Annotated in this window: 14 protein-coding genes; 11 read left to right on the plus strand and 3 right to left on the minus strand. The window is 61.8% G+C overall.

The window, feature by feature from the left end:
* Positions 1 to 416: 416 nt before the first annotated feature.
* Entirely contained in the window at positions 417 to 983 is a 567-nt protein-coding gene (locus ACP7E6_RS26285) for a dual specificity protein phosphatase family protein (RefSeq protein ID WP_426232644.1), read from the minus strand.
* A 336-nt stretch (positions 984 to 1,319) separates the two neighbouring features.
* Here ACP7E6_RS26285 and ACP7E6_RS26290 point away from each other — a divergent pair, with 336 nt between their 5' ends.
* The 9 genes from ACP7E6_RS26290 (at position 1,320) to ACP7E6_RS26330 (ending at position 12,972) form a co-directional block, all read left to right on the plus strand.
* Entirely contained in the window at positions 1,320 to 2,348 is a 1,029-nt protein-coding gene (locus ACP7E6_RS26290) for a substrate-binding domain-containing protein (RefSeq protein WP_426126390.1), read from the plus strand.
* A gap of 128 nt (positions 2,349 to 2,476) precedes the next feature.
* Complete coding sequence (locus tag ACP7E6_RS26295) at positions 2,477 to 4,015, plus strand: sugar ABC transporter ATP-binding protein (RefSeq protein WP_426232646.1); 1,539 nt, start codon at positions 2,477 to 2,479, stop codon at positions 4,013 to 4,015.
* A 28-nt stretch (positions 4,016 to 4,043) separates the two neighbouring features.
* Complete coding sequence (locus tag ACP7E6_RS26300; protein WP_426232648.1) at positions 4,044 to 5,036, plus strand: ABC transporter permease; 993 nt, start codon at positions 4,044 to 4,046, stop codon at positions 5,034 to 5,036.
* Position 5,037: 1 nt separating this feature from the next.
* Positions 5,038 to 6,054, plus strand: coding sequence for a sugar-binding transcriptional regulator (locus tag ACP7E6_RS26305; RefSeq protein WP_426232650.1), 1,017 nt, complete (start codon positions 5,038 to 5,040; stop codon positions 6,052 to 6,054).
* Positions 6,051 to 7,046 carry an aldo/keto reductase gene (locus tag ACP7E6_RS26310; protein WP_426232652.1) on the plus strand — a complete coding sequence of 332 codons (996 nt, stop codon included), beginning with the start codon at positions 6,051 to 6,053 and terminating at the stop codon, positions 7,044 to 7,046. Before ACP7E6_RS26305 ends, ACP7E6_RS26310 begins: the two co-directional genes overlap by 4 nt.
* A gap of 12 nt (positions 7,047 to 7,058) precedes the next feature.
* A complete protein-coding gene (locus ACP7E6_RS26315; RefSeq protein ID WP_426232654.1) occupies positions 7,059 to 8,807 on the plus strand; it encodes an FAD-dependent oxidoreductase in 1,749 nt (582 codons plus the stop codon).
* Complete coding sequence (locus tag ACP7E6_RS26320; protein ID WP_426232656.1) at positions 8,780 to 9,622, plus strand: class I fructose-bisphosphate aldolase; 843 nt, start codon at positions 8,780 to 8,782, stop codon at positions 9,620 to 9,622. Before ACP7E6_RS26315 ends, ACP7E6_RS26320 begins: the two co-directional genes overlap by 28 nt.
* A gap of 198 nt (positions 9,623 to 9,820) precedes the next feature.
* Positions 9,821 to 11,350, plus strand: coding sequence for an FGGY-family carbohydrate kinase (locus ACP7E6_RS26325; RefSeq protein ID WP_426232658.1), 1,530 nt, complete (start codon positions 9,821 to 9,823; stop codon positions 11,348 to 11,350).
* Positions 11,351 to 11,352: 2 nt separating this feature from the next.
* On the plus strand, positions 11,353 to 12,972 hold the full coding sequence (locus ACP7E6_RS26330) for a GMC family oxidoreductase (protein ID WP_426232767.1): 1,620 nt from the start codon (positions 11,353 to 11,355) through the stop codon (positions 12,970 to 12,972).
* A 30-nt stretch (positions 12,973 to 13,002) separates the two neighbouring features.
* Here the strand turns inward: ACP7E6_RS26330 and ACP7E6_RS26335 are convergent, their stop codons facing one another.
* Positions 13,003 to 13,650, minus strand: coding sequence for a TetR family transcriptional regulator (locus tag ACP7E6_RS26335; RefSeq protein ID WP_426232660.1), 648 nt, complete (start codon positions 13,648 to 13,650; stop codon positions 13,003 to 13,005).
* Positions 13,651 to 13,821: 171 nt separating this feature from the next.
* Here ACP7E6_RS26335 and ACP7E6_RS26340 point away from each other — a divergent pair, with 171 nt between their 5' ends.
* Complete coding sequence (locus ACP7E6_RS26340; protein ID WP_426232662.1) at positions 13,822 to 14,652, plus strand: NAD(P)H-binding protein; 831 nt, start codon at positions 13,822 to 13,824, stop codon at positions 14,650 to 14,652.
* Positions 14,652 to 15,134, plus strand: a complete 483-nt coding sequence (locus ACP7E6_RS26345; RefSeq protein WP_426232769.1) for a DUF1772 domain-containing protein — start codon at positions 14,652 to 14,654, stop codon at positions 15,132 to 15,134. Before ACP7E6_RS26340 ends, ACP7E6_RS26345 begins: the two co-directional genes overlap by 1 nt.
* Before the next feature lie 3 nt (positions 15,135 to 15,137).
* On the opposite strand, the gene ACP7E6_RS26350 is transcribed toward ACP7E6_RS26345, so the two are convergent.
* Positions 15,138 to 16,364, minus strand: coding sequence for an ROK family transcriptional regulator (locus ACP7E6_RS26350; protein ID WP_426232664.1), 1,227 nt, complete (start codon positions 16,362 to 16,364; stop codon positions 15,138 to 15,140).
* Positions 16,365 to 16,578: the final 214 nt, after the last annotated feature.

The following is a 16,578-nucleotide window of genomic DNA, read 5'->3' on the forward strand; positions in this document are numbered from 1 at the left end:
AGCTCGTCAGGCTCATAACCTGAAGGCCGCAGGTTCAAATCCTGCCCCCGCAACCAAATCAATACCAAAAACACACAAAAAGCCCGCCATCCGGAAACGGAGGCGGGCTTTGCTGCGTTTGGAGGATAAGCGAAGAGGCCGAAGGAGGGCAAAGGGCAGCGGAAAAGGATCAATTCGCCTTTCAAGCCACCGAACAGACGTAGCGTCTCGCACCCATCCCTCCGTCAGCGCCCGACAGGCTCACGCCATAACCCCGTAAATGCCGCTGATGGCCGAGAAGGACGTTCGGTGGGGCGGGGGACGTCGGCAGTGCTGGTTTGCCGAAGGGGTCTGTCTCACCTCAGTTGACGCGCGGTGTCGTAAGCGGAAAAACCGAACGGCGTTTGTACTTCGGTAGATCCCGACGATATCCGTCATCAGCCTGACAGACCGTAGAGGTTTTCAAGTTTTTCCCAATTCGCGTCCATCGCATAGGTTGGCGAGAGGAAAGGGATGCTGAAATGGCCGAAGCGGATCGACAATTGGCGTTCGGCCGTATCCTCGTCTGCGCCGGCAATCCGGTTCAGATAGAGCACGGAGGCAAGGCCGGTCCGGTCGGCGCCCGATTTGCAATGGATGAGGATGGGTTTCGGCGCATCGCGCAACAGGGTGACGAGGGTGTTTGTTTCCTCGATCGTCAAGGCTTGGGTGGCCGACATCCTGAAATCGATATGGTTGATGCCGAGGCTGCGGGCTGCCGCAACCTCATCCTTATACCAGGCCGCCCCCTGGCCACTTCCGCGCAGGTTGACAATGGTCTTGATGCCGTAGCGCTGCGCATAATCGGCCACATTCAGGGCCGTTGGCTGGTTTGAACGATAGAGCGCGCCCGGCACGACCTCGGCAAAATTACCGGTGGCCTGAATGGCGAACAGATAGGTTCCAAGCCCCACCGCTGCGGCGCAGCCTGCCATCAAAGCCAGCTTCCAAAATCCGTGCATCATCCACCAGCGGCCTTTGCGATGGGATCAGCTTTGCAGTTTGGGCTGACAACAGCCTGAACGGCGTGCGATGACGGTGGAAGTGGCGGTTTTGCAGTGGCCCGGCGAATGGGTTGGGTGTTTGCAGCGAACGCGCAGGATTTCGCGTCCTTCACAGCCAGGGCATCCGAATGTGTGAAATATATTTCATGGTATGAATTATATTGACTTTGCTCGGTTGTTGCGATTATCTGCCCATACCGGACTTCGAGGAGGAACTCCGGTCTTCATTGGATCATCGGGCCGCCGCTTAAGGCGCCGCCGGGTATTTGGGAGGGGCTTCGGCCTCAAGGAGGAATCTTGCGTAAATTTCTAAGCACGACCGCATTGGCGGTCCTTGCATCGACGCTTTTCGCCGGTGCTGCCAGCGCCGAAACGGACAATCCGTTCCGCTGCAAGCCGGGCGAAAAATACGTCATGAACGTCATGGTCTCGGGCGTCGAATACTGGTTCCCGGTCTATGAAATGTTCAAGCAGGCGGGCCAGCAGCTCGGCTGCGAGACCGCCTATACCGGCACGCCGGAATATGACGTCAACAAGCAGATCGCCACGTTCGACCAGGCGCTGGCCCAGAACCCGGCCGGTATCCTCGTTCACCCGATGAACTCCGACCCGTTCATCGAGCCGATCAACCGGGCGATCGACCAAGGTACGGCTGTCGTTACTTTCGCCGCCGATGCGCCGCTTTCCAAGCGCATCTCGTTCATCACCTCGGACAATACCCGCGAAGGCACCTATGCCGCCGACGCGATCGCCGAGAAGATGGGCGGCAAGGGCGAATATGCCGTTCTGGAAAATCCGGGCCAGGACAACCATGACAAGCGCATCGCCGCCTTCATCGCCCGCATGACCGAAAAATATCCGGACATGAAGCTGGTCGGCCGTGCTGCTTCCAACCAGGATCCGACCAAGGCCTATCAGGCGCTTTCGAGCCTCATCCAGGCCAATCCGAACCTCGGGGCCGTGTTCATGCCGGAGGCCAACTCGGCCATCGGCGCGTCGCAGGCCAACAAGGAAAGCGGCGGCAAGATCCTGGTGATGTGCGCCGACGTCAACGCCAACATTCTCGACATGATCAAGGCGGGCGAAGTGTTCGGCTCGATCAACCCGAACCAGGGCATGCAGGGTTACATGGGCTTCATGCTGCTGTGGCTTGCCAAACACCCGGAACTGATCGACCCGATGAACGACGCCAAGCGCGTCGGCTTCAATCCGATGAGCATTCCGTTCGTCGATAACGGCCTGTCGATCGTCACCGCCGACAATGCCGACGACTTCTACTGGGACAAGTACCTGAAGCGGCGTGGTACGAAGGGCATCGAGGAGTAAGCCCACTGCACAATCCTTAAATCGGTATCGATTTAAGGACAAATTATGCAGCAGGCGGCGCTGTAGGTGCCGGCTGTCCGGGGCTTCATGCCCCGGACAGCCACCGCAAACGTAGGGAGAAGCATGTCATGGCGCCGATGCCGGTTCTGGAAATCCGCAATGTCAGCAAGCATTTTGGTGCTGTGAAGGCGTTGACGGACGTGAGCTTCAGTCTGGAAAAGGGCGAGGTTCATGCGCTGTGCGGCGAAAACGGCGCGGGCAAATCGACGCTGATGAATATCATTGCAGGCGTCCTGCAGCCGACCGAGGGTGAAGTGCTCGTCGATGGCGCGGCGGTCAAGGTGACCTCGCCGGCCGTGGCGCAATCGCTCGGACTTGGCCTCGTGCATCAGGAAATAGCGCTCTGCCCCGATGCGACGGTGGCCGAGAACATGTTCATGGCCGCCACCAACCGCCGCCGCTCGCCTTTCATGAACTATGGCAGGCTGGAGCGGGAGGCTCAAGGTGTGATGAACCGCCTGGCGCCGATCGACGTGCGCCAGAAGGTGGCTGAGCTACCAATTTCCAGCCAGCAATTGGTGGAGATCGCCAAGGCGCTGACGCTCGACTGCCGCGTGCTGATCTTTGACGAGCCGACGGCGGCACTGACGGAATCGGAAACCCAGGTGCTGTTCGGGATCATCCGCGATCTGAAGGCGCAGGGTATCTCGATCATCTATATCAGCCATCGCATGGCCGAAATTTTCAGCCTCTGCGACCGGGTGACCGTGTTTCGTGACGGGCGCTATGTCTCGACCGAAAAAGTCGCGGATCTGACGCCGGATGATATCGTCCGCCGCATGGTCGGGCGCGAGATCACCCAGCTCTATCCGGAAAAGCAGGCGCCGACGGAACGGACGGACGAGACCATTTTGAGCGTCCGCAATCTTGGTGACGGCGATCGCTTCAACAATGTCAGTTTCGAATTGCGCCAAGGCGAAATTCTTGGCGTCGGCGGGCTGATCGGCTCGGGCCGCACCGAGATTGCCAAGGGCATTTGCGGATTGCGGCCGGTGAGGGAAGGCGAGGTGCAACTGCATGGGCAGCGGCTGCGGGCGCGGTCCTATGCGCAGGCCGTACAGGCGGGCGTCGTCTATCTTTCGGAGGACCGCAAGGGGTCCGGCGTCTTCCTGGAGCTGTCCATCGCCCAGAACATTGCCGTGCTCGATCTGAAATCGCTGACCGGGCCGCTCGGCCTGTTGAATTCGAAGGCCGAGGCGGATCGTGCGCGGGATTTGACCAGGCGGCTTGGCGTGCGGATGGGCGGCATCGACATGCCGGTCTCGTCGCTGTCGGGTGGCAACCAGCAGAAGGTGGCGATTGCCAAGCAGCTGGCGGTCAATCCCAAGGTCATCCTGATGGACGAGCCGACGCGCGGCATCGATGTCGGCGCGAAATCGGAAATCCACCGGCTCTTACGCGATCTCGCGCGCTCCGGCATCGGCATCGTCGTCATCTCGTCGGAACTGCCGGAGCTTCTCGGTCTCTGCGACCGGGTACTGGTGATCCGCGAGGGTACGGTTGCCGGTGTGGTCGAGGGCGAGACGATGACCGAAGAGGCAATCATGCGGCTGGCATCGGGTGTCGGCGCTCATAACAATTCAAAGGCATCAGAGCATGCCGCATAAAGAACAAGCAGGGGCAGGAGACAAGGTCATGGCGGACGCTACGTTGGCAACGGCACATCAGGCACGCGCGCCCGGCTGGAAACGGCTGGGGACGATGCGCGAGGCGGGACTGATCGCGATCATCCTGGCGCTCTGCATCGCCATGAGCTTTGCCTCGCCGCATTTCCTGACGCTCGGCAATTTCCGGGCCATGCTGATGTCGTTTTCGGTCGAAGGCATCGTCGTCGTCGGCATGACCATCCTGTTGATCGTCGGCGGTATCGACCTGTCGGTCGGCTCGGTCGTCTGCTTTTCGATGGTGCTGTCGGGCTCGCTGTTCCTGATGGGGCTCGATCCCTGGAGCGCATCGCTGATCGGCATCATTGCCAGCGGCCTGATCGGCTGCGTCATGGGCTTCTTCGTCACGGTGGTGGGGCTCAACCACTTCATCACGTCACTTGCGGCGATGGTGATCGTGCGCGGCATCTGCCTGATCATCACCAAGGGCACGCCGCTGTCGCTGTTTACCTTGCCGCCGTCGTTCAAAGCGGTCGGGCAGGGGACGTTCTATGGCGTCCCCTATGTGATCCTGATCTTCGTCGCCGTCGTCGTGCTGTTCGATTTCCTGCTGCGCCGGGCAACGGCTTTCCGCAAAGTGTTCTACACCGGCAGCAACGAGAAGGCGGCGCTCTATTCCGGCATCAAGACCAACCAGGTGAAATTCTGGGTGACGGTGCTCTGCGCCACGCTATCGGGTGTGGCCGGCGTCATCTACATGTCCCGCTTCGGTGCCGCGACGCCGACCTTCGGTGTCGGCATGGAACTCAACATCATTGCTGCCGCGGTGATCGGCGGCGCCTCGCTGAATGGCGGCTCGGGTACGATCCTCGGCGCCATCCTCGGTATCGCTCTGCTTTCGGTCGTCACCAGTTCGCTGATCCTGCTCGACGTCTCCGTCTATTGGCAAGACATGATCAAAGGCTGCATTCTGCTCGCTGCCGTCTCGATCGACCATTTCCTGCACAAGCGGAAGGCTGCCTGATATGTCGCCCATTAGGCCCATTGCCAAGCTCAAGCCCGCCAATGCGCCGCGCGAGGAAATCGTCATCGCCCGGCAGATGCACCAGGCGCTGGTCCTGCATTTCCTCGAAGGACTGACGCAGGCGCAGATCGCCGATCAGCTCGGCATCTCGCACGCCACCGTCAACCGGCTGATCAAGCGCGGCCGCCAGCTGGGCCTGGTCGAGATCAAGATCAAGTCGCCGGTCGAGCCGCTGGTGGATATGGAAGAGCAGCTCCGGGCATTGGGCGGCATCGGCCGCGCCGTGGTGGTGCCGACCGTATCGGACAATCCGCAGACGGCACTTCAGGCGGTTGGCGAGGCGGCCGCCCGGCTTTTGCTGGAAGAGATTACGGATGGCGATACGATCTGCATTACCGGCGGCAAGGGCGTCAGCGCCGTGGTGGCCGGATTGCAGGCGCAGCGCCGTTTCGATGTCGAGGTGATCCCGGCGACGGGATGCGTCCAGGGCAAGCACTATACCGACGTCAACCACGTCTCGACGATGATGGCCGATCGGCTCGGCGGGCGCTCCTACCAGATCCATGCGCCGCTGTTTGCCGATAGTGCGGCCGAGCGCGGCATGCTGATCAACATGCGCTCGGTTGCCGACGTGTTCAAACGGGCGCGAGAGGCAAAGATCGCCGTGGTCGGTATCGGTTCGATCCTGTCGGACGACTCGAGCTATTATGACCTGCATCCGTCTTCGAGCACCGACCGTGCCGCAATCGAACGCTCCGGTGCATCCTGCGAATTGCTGGCGCACCTACTCGATAACCAGGGGCAGGTCTGCGACTACAGCCTCAACCGGTCGCTGGTATCGCTGACGCTTCCCGAGTTCGCCTCGATCCCCACCAAGATCGGTGTGGCGAGCGGGCCGAACAAGGCCGGGCCGATCCTCAGCGTATTGCGGGGCAATCATCTGGATACGCTGGTGACCGACGAGGCGACGGGTGCGCGGGTACTGGCATTGGCGAATGGCGAAGGAAAATGGGCATGAGCGGACAGCAGTTGACACGTGAGATCGGCAAATCCGGCGTTTCCGCCTCGGCGGTTGGGCTGGGAACCTGGGCGATCGGCGGCTGGATGTGGGGCGGGACGGATGAAAACGAGTCCATTGCCGCGATCCAGGCCTCGCTCGATGCCGGCGTGACGCTGATCGATACGGCACCGGCTTACGGGCTGGGGCGCTCGGAAGAAATCGTCGGAAAGGCACTGGCTGGCCGCCGCGACAAGGCTGTGATCGCCACCAAATGCGGCCTTGTCTGGCATACGCAAAAGGGCCGCCATTTCTTCGATCAGGACGGCAAGCCGGTCCACCGCTATCTCGGCCGCGATGCGATCATGCACGAGGTCGAGGAAAGCCTGACGCGGCTCGGCACCGATTACATCGACCTCTACATCACCCATTGGCAGGACCCGACGACACCGGTCGAGGAGACGATGCGGGCGCTGGAGGACTTGCGGACATCCGGCAAGATCCGGGCGATCGGGGCGAGCAATGTCAGCAAGGACGATCTCAACGCTTATATTGCGGTTGGTGGTCTCGATGCGATCCAGGAGCGGTTCAGCATGATCGACCGTGAGATCGAGATGGATCTCCTGCCGCTGACCCAAGCCAATGGCATTGCGACGCTCAGCTATTCGTCGCTGGCGCTGGGGCTGTTGTCCGGCGCCATCGGCCCGGACCGGGTGTTTTCCGGCGACGACCAGCGCAAGGACAATCCGCGCTTTTCAGTCGGCAACCGGAAGAAGGCAACGGCGCTTGCCGATGCCATCCGGCCGGTCGCGGAAAAGCATGGCGCCAGCATCGCCCAGACCGTGATTGCCTGGACGCTGGCACAGCCCGGCGTGACCTTTGCGCTCTGCGGGGCGCGCAATCCGGCGCAGGCAATCGACAATGCGCGGGCCGGGACCATCCGGCTGGATGCGGCCGACCTAGCCGCCATCGATACGGCCATAGCGGCGAAACTAACTGATATGGACAGGTAGCGGATCGCCATCATGGAACGTCAAGAGATATTGGACGGGCTGCGCCAAAGCCTGAAGGTGGACGTGTGTGTCATCGGCGGCGGCATCAACGGCATCAGCGTCTTCCGGGAGTTGGCGCTGCAAGGGCTCAGCGTGCTGCTGGTCGAGAAGCACGACTACTGCTCCGGCGCCAGTTCGGCACTGTCGCGCATGGTGCATGGCGGGCTGCGCTACCTGGAAAACGGCGAATTCAAGCTGGTGCAGGAATCGCTGGTCGAGCGCGACCGGCTGTTGCGCAACGCGCCGCATTACGTCGCGCCTTTGCCGACGACGGTGCCTGTCTTCGATATCTTTTCCGGCCTCGGCAATGGCATCGTCCGGTTTTTGGGCCTCAGCCGCCGTCCAAGCCGCCGGGGTGCGGTCGCCATCAAGGCAGGCCTCAGCATCTATGATTTCCTGACGCGCAAGCGGGCGATGATGCCGCGCCATCAGTTTCGCGGACGCCGCACGACGCTTGAAAAATGGCCGGCACTGCATCCGGGCATCAAGAGTTCCGCCACCTATTTCGACGCCTGGGTCAGCCATCCGGAACGGCTGGGCATCGAACTGCTGCAGGATGGTCTTTCAGCAAAGTTCGGCGCGGCGGCACTGAACTATGCGGAGCTGCGGCGCACTGACGATGGCCGGTATCGCGTCGAGGACCAGATCGGCGGCGCGTCCGTTTCCGTCGAACCGGCGCTGATCATCAACGCCACCGGCGGCTGGATCGATATCGCCAATCAAAGCCTGTTTTCGCCGGAGGCGCGTCCGGCGCCCTTGATGGGCGGCACCAAGGGCTCGCATCTGATCATCGACAATGACGCGTTGCGCGATGCTCTTGCCGATCACATGATCTATTACGAGAACGAGGACGGGCGCATCTGTATCCTGTTTCCCTATCTCGGCAAGGTTCTTGTCGGCTCCACCGATATTCGCGTCGATGATCCGGAAACGGTGCGCTGCGAGGCGGATGAGCGCGACTACATCCTGCAATCGCTCGCCTTCGTGCTGCCGGATATCAAGATCAAGCCCGAGGAGATCGTCTTCCAGTTTGCCGGCGTGCGGCCGCTGCCGGCCAGCAATGACAGCTTTACCGGCCGCATTCCGCGTGATCATTTCTGCACGGTCGTCGAACCCAAAGATGGTGGCCCGCCGGTGCTGTGCATGATCGGCGGCAAGTGGACGACGTTCCGGTCGTTTGGTGAACTGGCAGCCGACATGGCGCTGGAAAGATTGGGCAGGAGGCGGCGCGTCGCGACAACCGAGAGGCCGATTGGCGGCGGGCGGGCATTTCCCGCCAACGCGCCGGTCTGGCTTGCAAGTGTAGCTGTTGCCAAGGGCATTTCCGGCCAGCGTATGGCTACGCTGTTTGGCCGCTATGGTACGGATGCCGAGGCCGTCGCCGGTTTCATTGCCACAGGCGCGGATACGGCACTGCCGCATGCCGGTTACTCGGTGCGTGAATTGCAGTTCCTGATCCGCGACGAGGCCGTCGAACATCTCGATGACCTGCTCTTGCGGCGCACGACGCTGGCCGTCTCGGGCGAGCTTTCGCTCGACATGATGGACGCGGCGCTCGATCTTTTGGCGCAGGAAAAGCGCTGGACACCAGCGCAGCGCGCCAGCGAGCGCGACCGGTTTCTCACCCTTCTCAACGGACGCCACGGCGTCGATGAAGACATGCTTTCCGCAAGGAACGAACCAAGGAGTACAGAATGCGACACAACAGCAAAGTCCGGATGAACCGGCTGTTCGGCAACGGCCGCTGCCTCGACGTGGCGATCGATCACGGCGTCTGCAACGAGCCATCCTTCCTCAACGGATTGGAAGACATTCAGGCGGTGGTCAAGGCGCTGGTGTCTGCAGCACCCGACGCGATCCAGATGAACTACGGCCAGGCGGACCTGTTGCAGGACGTTCCCGGCAAGGACAAGCCGGCGCTGGTCATGCGCATCGACATGGGCAATCCCTATAACCGCATCCGCCACCGCGACATGTGGGCGGTGTTGCAGAACGAGGCCGAGCCGCTGATCGGCGCGCTTGAGATGGATGCGGCCTGCGTCGTCGTCAACCTGTTCATGCTGCCGGACGAGCCGGACCTGTTCCGTCAGTGCGTACAGAACATTTCCCGCGTGCGGGCCGATTGCGACAAATATGGCATGCCGCTGATGATCGAGCCGCTGGTGATGCAGCCGGTCACGGAAAAAGGCGGCTACATGGTCGATGGCGATGCCGATAAGATCGTCACGCTAACGCGCTTGGCGCGCGAGATGGGTGCCGATATCGTCAAGGCCGATCCGACCGACAATGCCGAGGATTTCCACCGTGTGGTGGAAGCGGCACGCTGCCCGGTTCTGGTGCGTGGCGGCGGCAAGGAAGATCTGCGTGCGGTGTTTGATAAATCCGCGGCCTTGATGCGGCAGGGCGCGATGGGCATGGTCTATGGGCGCAATATCTATCAGCACGCCAATCCAAGCGCCGTGGTGCGCGGGCTGATGGCGATCATCCATGAGAATGCCAGCGGCGAAGAGGCATTTGCTGTTTATCAGCAGGGGTAAGTGGTGAATTCACTTCTCCCCACCGGGGAGAAGTGCCGAGCGTATGCGAGGCGATGAGGGGCGGCTAATTCAGAGCCTGTCGCCCCCTCATCCGGCCCTGCTGGCCACCTTCTCCCCGCTGGGGAGAAGAGGAAGTCAGGTCTGTGTTTTCGGCCGGAATCGCGCAAAACTCTGTCAGAACCTTGGGAGGGGTTCAGAATGAAGCAATATCTTTTGGGGCTGGATGCCGGAAACACGGTCATAAAGGCAGTGATTTTCGACCGGGCGGGCAACGAAATCGCGGCTGCGGCTGAAGAGGGGCATAGCCGCATGCCGAGCCCTAGGCATGTCGAGCGTGGTCTGGACGAGCTTTGGACCAATGCACGGCAGGTTATCCGTGCTTGTATCGAAAAGGCAAAGATCCAGCCGGAGGAGATTGCCGCGATCGGTTGCGCCGGGCATGGCAACGGTCTCTATGCGCTCGATCGCGATGGTGCCCCGCTGCTCGGCATCCAGTCGATCGATACGCGGGCGGCCGGGCTGGTTGACGAATGGCGCGAATCTGGCGTCGGCGACCGGACCTATCCGATTGCCCGCCAGCGTCCGTGGCCATCGCAGACCCCCACATTGCTTGCCTGGCTGAAGCGCCACCGGCCGGAGCAGTTCAACCGGATCGGCACGGTGTTCTTCTCCAAGGATTTCATCGTCAACCGCCTGACCGGCGAGCGTGTCAGCGAGGTGTCGGACATGTCCGGCGCCGGTCTGCTCGATCTTGCCGAGCGCCGTTATGACAAGGTGCTGATGGAGGCCTATGGCCTTGGCGATTGCATGGATCTCTTGCCGCCGCTGATCGAAAGCGCCGATATTGCCGGTACGGTCACCGAAGCGGTTGCCAAGCAAACCGGGCTTGCCGCCGGCACGCCGGTGGTCGGCGGGTTGTTCGATGTCGTCGCTTCGGCGCTTGGCTCGGGCGTTACGCGCACCGGCAGCGCCTCGATCATTGCCGGCACCTGGAGCATCAACCAGGTCATCATCGACGGTCCCGATCTCGACGGACCGGTGTTCATGTCCTCGACCTTCGATCGCAGCCGCTACATGGCCATGGAAAACAGCGCCACCTCGGCCGCCAATCTCGAATGGCTGGTCAGGGAGTTCTTCGAAGGCGAGCATGCGGACGGCGTTTCGCCGTTTGATGCCTGTTGCGCGCTGGCAGGCGCAATCGAGCCCGCGGCAGACGATCCGCTCTATCATCCCTATCTCTACGGCGCCCAGCAGGATGGCCACGCACGCGCCGGCTTCTACGGCATTGCCGGCTGGCACACCAAGGGGCATCTGGTTCGCGCGCTGCTCGAAGGTGTCGCTTTCGGCCATCGCCAGCATATCGAGACGATCCGCAAGGCCGGGGCGGTGTTCAACGAAGCCGTGCTCTCCGGCGGGGGGTCTCGCAGCCTGATCTGGCCGCAGATCTTTGCCGATGTGCTCGGCGTTCCCGTGACCGTCGCCCGTTCGCGGGAAACCGGTGCCCTGGGGGCGGCGATTGCGGCCGGAACCGGCGTCGGCATCTTTGCGGATTTTGAAGCGGGTGCGGCGGCCATGGTGCAGACCGAGCGGCATTATCGTCCGAACGTCTCGCTTGAGGCGCATTATGCGCGACGATACGCTCTGTATAACGATATCGCCGAAGCGATGGCGCCGCTCTGGCGGCGTCTGGCGGCGGTGCAGCCCGTTGTTGCAGGAGTGGCGGCGTGACCATGCGTGTGAATGATGCAGCGATTGATGCGGGACGCTACGATTTCATCGTCGTCGGTGCGGGATCGGCGGGATGTGTTCTGGCCAAACGGCTCTCGGCCGATCCGAAGAACCGCGTGCTTTTGCTCGAAGCGGGCGGCAGCGACCGGTATCACTGGGTTCATGTGCCGATCGGTTATCTCTACTGCATGGGCAATCCGCGCACCGACTGGATGATGAAGACCGCAGCCGAAGCCGGGTTGAACGGCCGGTCGCTGCCCTATCCGCGTGGAAAGGTGCTCGGCGGCTGCTCGTCGATCAACGGCATGATCTACATGCGCGGGCAGGCGGCGGATTACGACGGCTGGCGGCAGGCGGGCAATTCCGGCTGGGGCTGGGACGACGTGCTGCCCTATTTCCTCAAATCCGAGGACAATTATCGCGGCAAATCGCGGGTGCACGGGGCAGGTGGCGAGTGGCGGGTGGAAAAACAGCGGCTGTCCTGGCCGATCCTCGATGCGTTTCGCGATGCCGCCGAAGAACTCGGTATTCGCAAGACCGATGATTTCAACGATGGCGACAACGAGGGCTCGGGCTATTTCGAGGTCAACCAGCGCGGCGGCCTGCGCTGGAACACCACCAAGGCCTTCCTGCGCCCGGCGATGAAGCGGGCCAATCTGCGCGTGCTGACCGGGGCCGAAACCGAAAGGCTGGAATTCGACGGCAGGATGGTGACCGGCGTGCGGTTCCGGCTGAACGGACAGACCCATGTCGCCCACGCTAGCCGCGAGGTCGTGCTGTCGGCAGGAGCAATCAACTCGCCGAAAATCCTGGAGCTTTCCGGGGTCGGCCGTCCGGATGTGCTGTCCCGTGCCGGAATCGAACCAACCCATGAACTTGCGGGTGTCGGCGAAAATCTGCAGGACCATCTGCAGATCCGCACGGTGTTTCGCATCGAGGGCGCCAAGACGCTGAACCAGCTCTATCACAACCTGTTCACCCGGGCGGGCATGGGGCTTGAATATATGCTGCGGCGGTCCGGCCCATTATCGATGGCGCCGAGCCAGCTCGGCATCTTCGCCAAAAGCGATCCCGCCTTGGCGACCGCCGACCTCGAATATCATGTGCAGCCCCTGAGTACCGACCGGCTCGGCGAGCCGCTGCATAAATATCCGGCCGTTACGGTCTCGGTCTGCAACCTGCGGCCGGAAAGCCGGGGGACGGTGCATGTTGCGGGGCCGGAGTTTTCCGCTGCCCCGGACATCCGCCCGAATTATCTTTCGACGGGGGGCGACCGGATGGTCGCGACCAGTTCGATCCGTCACGCCCGTCGTTTGATGGAGACGGGTGCGATTGCCAAATACAGGCCGCAGGAGATGCTACCCGGCACGGAATACCAGAGCGAAGAGGACCTGATTCGCCGTGTCGGCGATATCGCCACGACGATTTTTCATCCGGTCGGCACCTGCAAGATGGGCAGCGATGCGATGGCCGTGGTCGATCCTCAATTGCGGGTGCATGGGCTGTCGAAATTGCGGGTGGTCGATGCGTCGATCATGCCGACGATCGTCTCGGGCAATACCAATTCCCCTGTGATCATGATCGCGGAGAAGGCGGCGGAGCTGATTGTTTCCGGCGTTTGAGGAGACCCGGCTGCAGGCGGCGGCGCTGCTTCAGTCCGGCGGGGACACAGGCAAACCTGGTAGGCCGGAATTATGCGGCATACCGGAAGTGTCGTCGAAGCTTCGATAGGCCATGCGTTTATACGCCTCGACCAGCGCGCGCCCTTCTGTCTCGCCGGTCGAGAGCGCCAGCCGCATGACGCATTCGCCGAAATGCATCACCAGCAAGGCCGATACCTTGAGCCGGTCGAGATCTTCATCCGGCAAGGCGCGCTTCAGCGCTGCCGCAAGAAGAATTGCATTTTGCCGGCTTTCGGCCAGTTCGATCTCCCGCAGGCCCTTGTCTGCCTGCATCGCCGACCAGATGTCGCGGATCACCGGCTCGGCCAGGAAGATGTCGTAATATTCGTCGATCAGCACGGAGAAGGCCTGACGCAGGTCTTCAACCGTCTTCACATGGGCAAGGCCTTCGGCGATGCAGGCGCGCGAGACGGCATTGTAGCGCTCGGCCAGCGTCCGGATGATTGCAGCCTTGTCGGGAAAATACTGGTACAGCGAGCCGATCGAAATGCCGCTCAATTCAGCGACTTCGCTCATCCGCATCGTGTCGCTGCCGCGCTCGGCAATCAGCCGGGAAGCGCTCGCCAGAATATGCTCGACCCTCTCGCGGCTGCGCTTTTGCGTCGGTGATTTGCGCATCGCCCCTTCCTCCTCCTGTGCCGGCGAGGGCGCTGTCTGGTCCACGGCCAAGATCTGTCCTTTCAGGTTTTCTTTGATCGAAATTTCGCTTGACGATCAAAATACGAGGGTTTATCACATTTGGCAAATGTGAGTATCACTCATATTGTTGAGATCAGCGGGAGCGAGACGATGAGCAACGAAACGATTTTGATCCTGGGTGGCAGCGGCAAGACCGGCCGCCGTGTGGCGGAGCGCCTGACGGCAGCAGGCAAAGATGTCCGGCTGGCGTCGCGCTCGACTGTTCCTGCGTTCGACTGGACAGATCCGTCGGGCTGGGCACCAGCGTTTGAAGGGGTCGATGCCGCCTATGTCAGCTACCAGCCGGATCTGGCCGTGCCGGGTGCCGTCGAGGCGATTGGTGCTTTGTCCCGGCTTGCGCTCAAAAAGGGCGTCCGGCATCTGGTCCTGCTTTCGGGACGCGGAGAAGACGAAGCCCTAGCGGCGGAAGAGGCATTGAAACAGTCCGGTATTGGCTACACCATCATCCGTGCCAGCTGGTTCTTCCAGAATTTCAGCGAGGCTTTTTTGCTCGAAGGCATTCAGGCGGGCGAACTGGTTCTGCCGGTCGGCAATGTCAGGGAACCGTTCATCGATGCCGATGATATCGCCGATGTTGCGGTTGCCGCTTTGACGGGACCGGGACATGCCGGAAAAACCTATGAGGTGACGGGGTCGCAGTTGATGACATTCGGCGAGGCGGTGGCGGAGATCGCCCGGCAGACCGGACGCGATATCCACTTCACCACTGTCGATATCGGCGACTATGTCGCCATGCTGGAAGAAGCGCAGATTCCGGCAGATTATATCTGGCTGGTGCGATACCTTTTCACCACCGTGCTGGACGGCCGCAACGAGAGCGTGACGGATGATGTCCTGCAGGTGCTTGGCCGCCCGCCGCGTGGCTTTGCTGATTTTGCGCGTGAGGCTGCTGCAACCGGTGTCTGGGAGGGCCTGAAATGATTGCCGCACTTTTCCCCTGGTTGATCTTTTCGGCCGTGATCGGGACCGGGCTGAATGCGGGCCTGTTCTTCATCTTCTCAGTCTGCATCATGGCGGCGCTCGCCCGTTTACCGGCTGAGCAGGGCATTGCCGCCATGCAGGCGATCAATGTGGTGATCCTCAATCCCTGGTTCCTGCTCGCCTTCATGGGAACGGCGGCGCTGTCTCTCGTCCTCATTGCCGGCGGTTTCGTCTATGGCGGCCCGGCGCGGTTTTATCTGATTGCAGGCGGGCTGCTGTTTCTTGGCGGCGTCATCCTGGTGACGATGATCGTCAACGTACCGATGAACAATGCGCTCGAAGCATTGCAGCCGGGCAGCGAGGAGGCTGCGCGCCTGTGGACATCGACCACTCTCGTCGATTGGGTCCGGTGGAACCACGTGCGCACATTGTCGTCGATCGGCGCACTGGGGTGCTTCGTCCTGGCTTTTCGCGCGGCCTGACCATCAGTCCAGCGCATTGGCCCGCGTCTTGAGGATGGCCGAGAAGCGCGGGTCGAAGGCGCGGCTGATCGGCTCAGCCGCTGCACCCAGTGCGACGGACCACGGATCTGTCATGCCGAGTTGAAGACGGGGTATCGATCGGCCCGGGCGGTTGGCGTTGGATGGAAGCAGCGGGTGGATGGCCTGCAGAAGCTTGCGGGTCAGCGCCTCCGGTCCTGTGGAGCAGAGTATGACGGTCTGCGGATCAAAGATCGTCTCGATGATCTGCACGCCCCAGCGCAATTCTTCGGCGGCGGCATCGATCCATGATGCCATCGCCGGATCGCCGGTATTGACCAGCATGGTCAGCCGTTCCGGCAGGCCGGGATCGGACGGATCGGCGCCGAGATGCTGGTAGAGCGAGGCAAGCGACGCGCGGTGTTCAAGCGACGTCTGGTCCGGGCGCCGCAGTGTGGGGGGTAAAAGCACCATGCCGATTTCACCGGCATTGCCGTTGGTGCCGGCATAGAGTTCACCATTCAGAATGAGGCCAGCGCCGATACCGTAGCCGACATAGAGGCAGACGGCGTGATCGATGCCGTGGGCGGCACCCACCATGCGCTCGGCGGTGGCGCAGGCGGCGGCGTCGTTCTGCAACGCCACTTCCAATCCGGTGCCGGCGGCCAGCGTTTCGAGCAGCGGAAAATTCTGCCAGGCGGCCATCATCCACTGATCGTCATTGTCGGTCGCAAGGCCAAACGGACCCGGCATGGCGACGCCGAGACCGACGAGCCGCTTCTCTGCCTGTTTCGCACTGCCGGCGAGTTCGGTGCGGACCTGTTCGATCAGGTCGAGAATGACCTTGGCGCCGGTGGCCGGGCCGCCCGGCGGCAGGTTGGCGTGGGCGCGCACCAGAACGGTGCCGACGAGATCCACCGCGATCGCCCGTGTCACGTGCCGGTCGATCTGCAGGCCGATGGCAAAGGCGCCGTCCGGCACCAGCCGGTAGGGCGTCGAGGGCTGGCCGCGACCGTTGCGCACGGCGGCGAGCGATACCACCAGTCCGTCCCGTTCCAGATCCTCGATGATGTTGGACACGGTCTGCTTGGTCAGCTTCGTTGCGCGTGCAAGATCGGCGCGCGACAATTGCCCGTTCAGCCGCAGCGCATCGATCATCACACGGCGGTTATGGGCGCTGGTGCCCTCCTGATTGGTGCCGCTTTTGGCCCGGATCGGTCGCATCTCATTCATCCCGCGAAATCCTCTTGACACCATTAGATTATTCAACAAGACTTAAGTCAACGCAATTGACTTAATAAAGAAGCCGCAGAGCTTTTAGGGAACAAACGGCGGCACGGGACCAGTCCTAGTGGCCGCGCAACACTTCGACAAGGCATGCCGGAGGCCGCTTTCAAGTGGTTTTGCGGAAAGGCGCGTGTTTTTGCGGGCCGACGAGACGACTGTT

Origin of the sequence: Pararhizobium sp. DWP3-4 (assembly GCF_049898205.1) — a bacterium.
Lineage (GTDB): Bacteria > Pseudomonadota > Alphaproteobacteria > Rhizobiales > Rhizobiaceae > Pararhizobium.

What these genes read in the sequence shown, in the direction of transcription:
- ACP7E6_RS26335 (WP_426232660.1), bottom strand. Translation starts at nt 13,650, where the DNA reads ATGCGCAAATCACCGACGCAAAAGCGCAGCCGCGAGAGGGTCGAGCAT.
- ACP7E6_RS26310 (WP_426232652.1), top strand. Translation starts at nt 6,051, where the DNA reads ATGAGCGGACAGCAGTTGACACGTGAGATCGGCAAATCCGGCGTTTCC.
- ACP7E6_RS26350 (WP_426232664.1), bottom strand. Translation starts at nt 16,364, where the DNA reads ATGAATGAGATGCGACCGATCCGGGCCAAAAGCGGCACCAATCAGGAG.
- ACP7E6_RS26300 (WP_426232648.1), top strand. Translation starts at nt 4,044, where the DNA reads ATGGCGGACGCTACGTTGGCAACGGCACATCAGGCACGCGCGCCCGGC.
- ACP7E6_RS26305 (WP_426232650.1), top strand. Translation starts at nt 5,038, where the DNA reads ATGTCGCCCATTAGGCCCATTGCCAAGCTCAAGCCCGCCAATGCGCCG.
- ACP7E6_RS26315 (WP_426232654.1), top strand. Translation starts at nt 7,059, where the DNA reads ATGGAACGTCAAGAGATATTGGACGGGCTGCGCCAAAGCCTGAAGGTG.
- ACP7E6_RS26340 (WP_426232662.1), top strand. Translation starts at nt 13,822, where the DNA reads ATGAGCAACGAAACGATTTTGATCCTGGGTGGCAGCGGCAAGACCGGC.
- ACP7E6_RS26325 (WP_426232658.1), top strand. Translation starts at nt 9,821, where the DNA reads ATGAAGCAATATCTTTTGGGGCTGGATGCCGGAAACACGGTCATAAAG.
- ACP7E6_RS26295 (WP_426232646.1), top strand. Translation starts at nt 2,477, where the DNA reads ATGGCGCCGATGCCGGTTCTGGAAATCCGCAATGTCAGCAAGCATTTT.
- ACP7E6_RS26330 (WP_426232767.1), top strand. Translation starts at nt 11,353, where the DNA reads ATGCGTGTGAATGATGCAGCGATTGATGCGGGACGCTACGATTTCATC.
- ACP7E6_RS26285 (WP_426232644.1), bottom strand. Translation starts at nt 983, where the DNA reads ATGATGCACGGATTTTGGAAGCTGGCTTTGATGGCAGGCTGCGCCGCA.
- ACP7E6_RS26320 (WP_426232656.1), top strand. Translation starts at nt 8,780, where the DNA reads ATGCGACACAACAGCAAAGTCCGGATGAACCGGCTGTTCGGCAACGGC.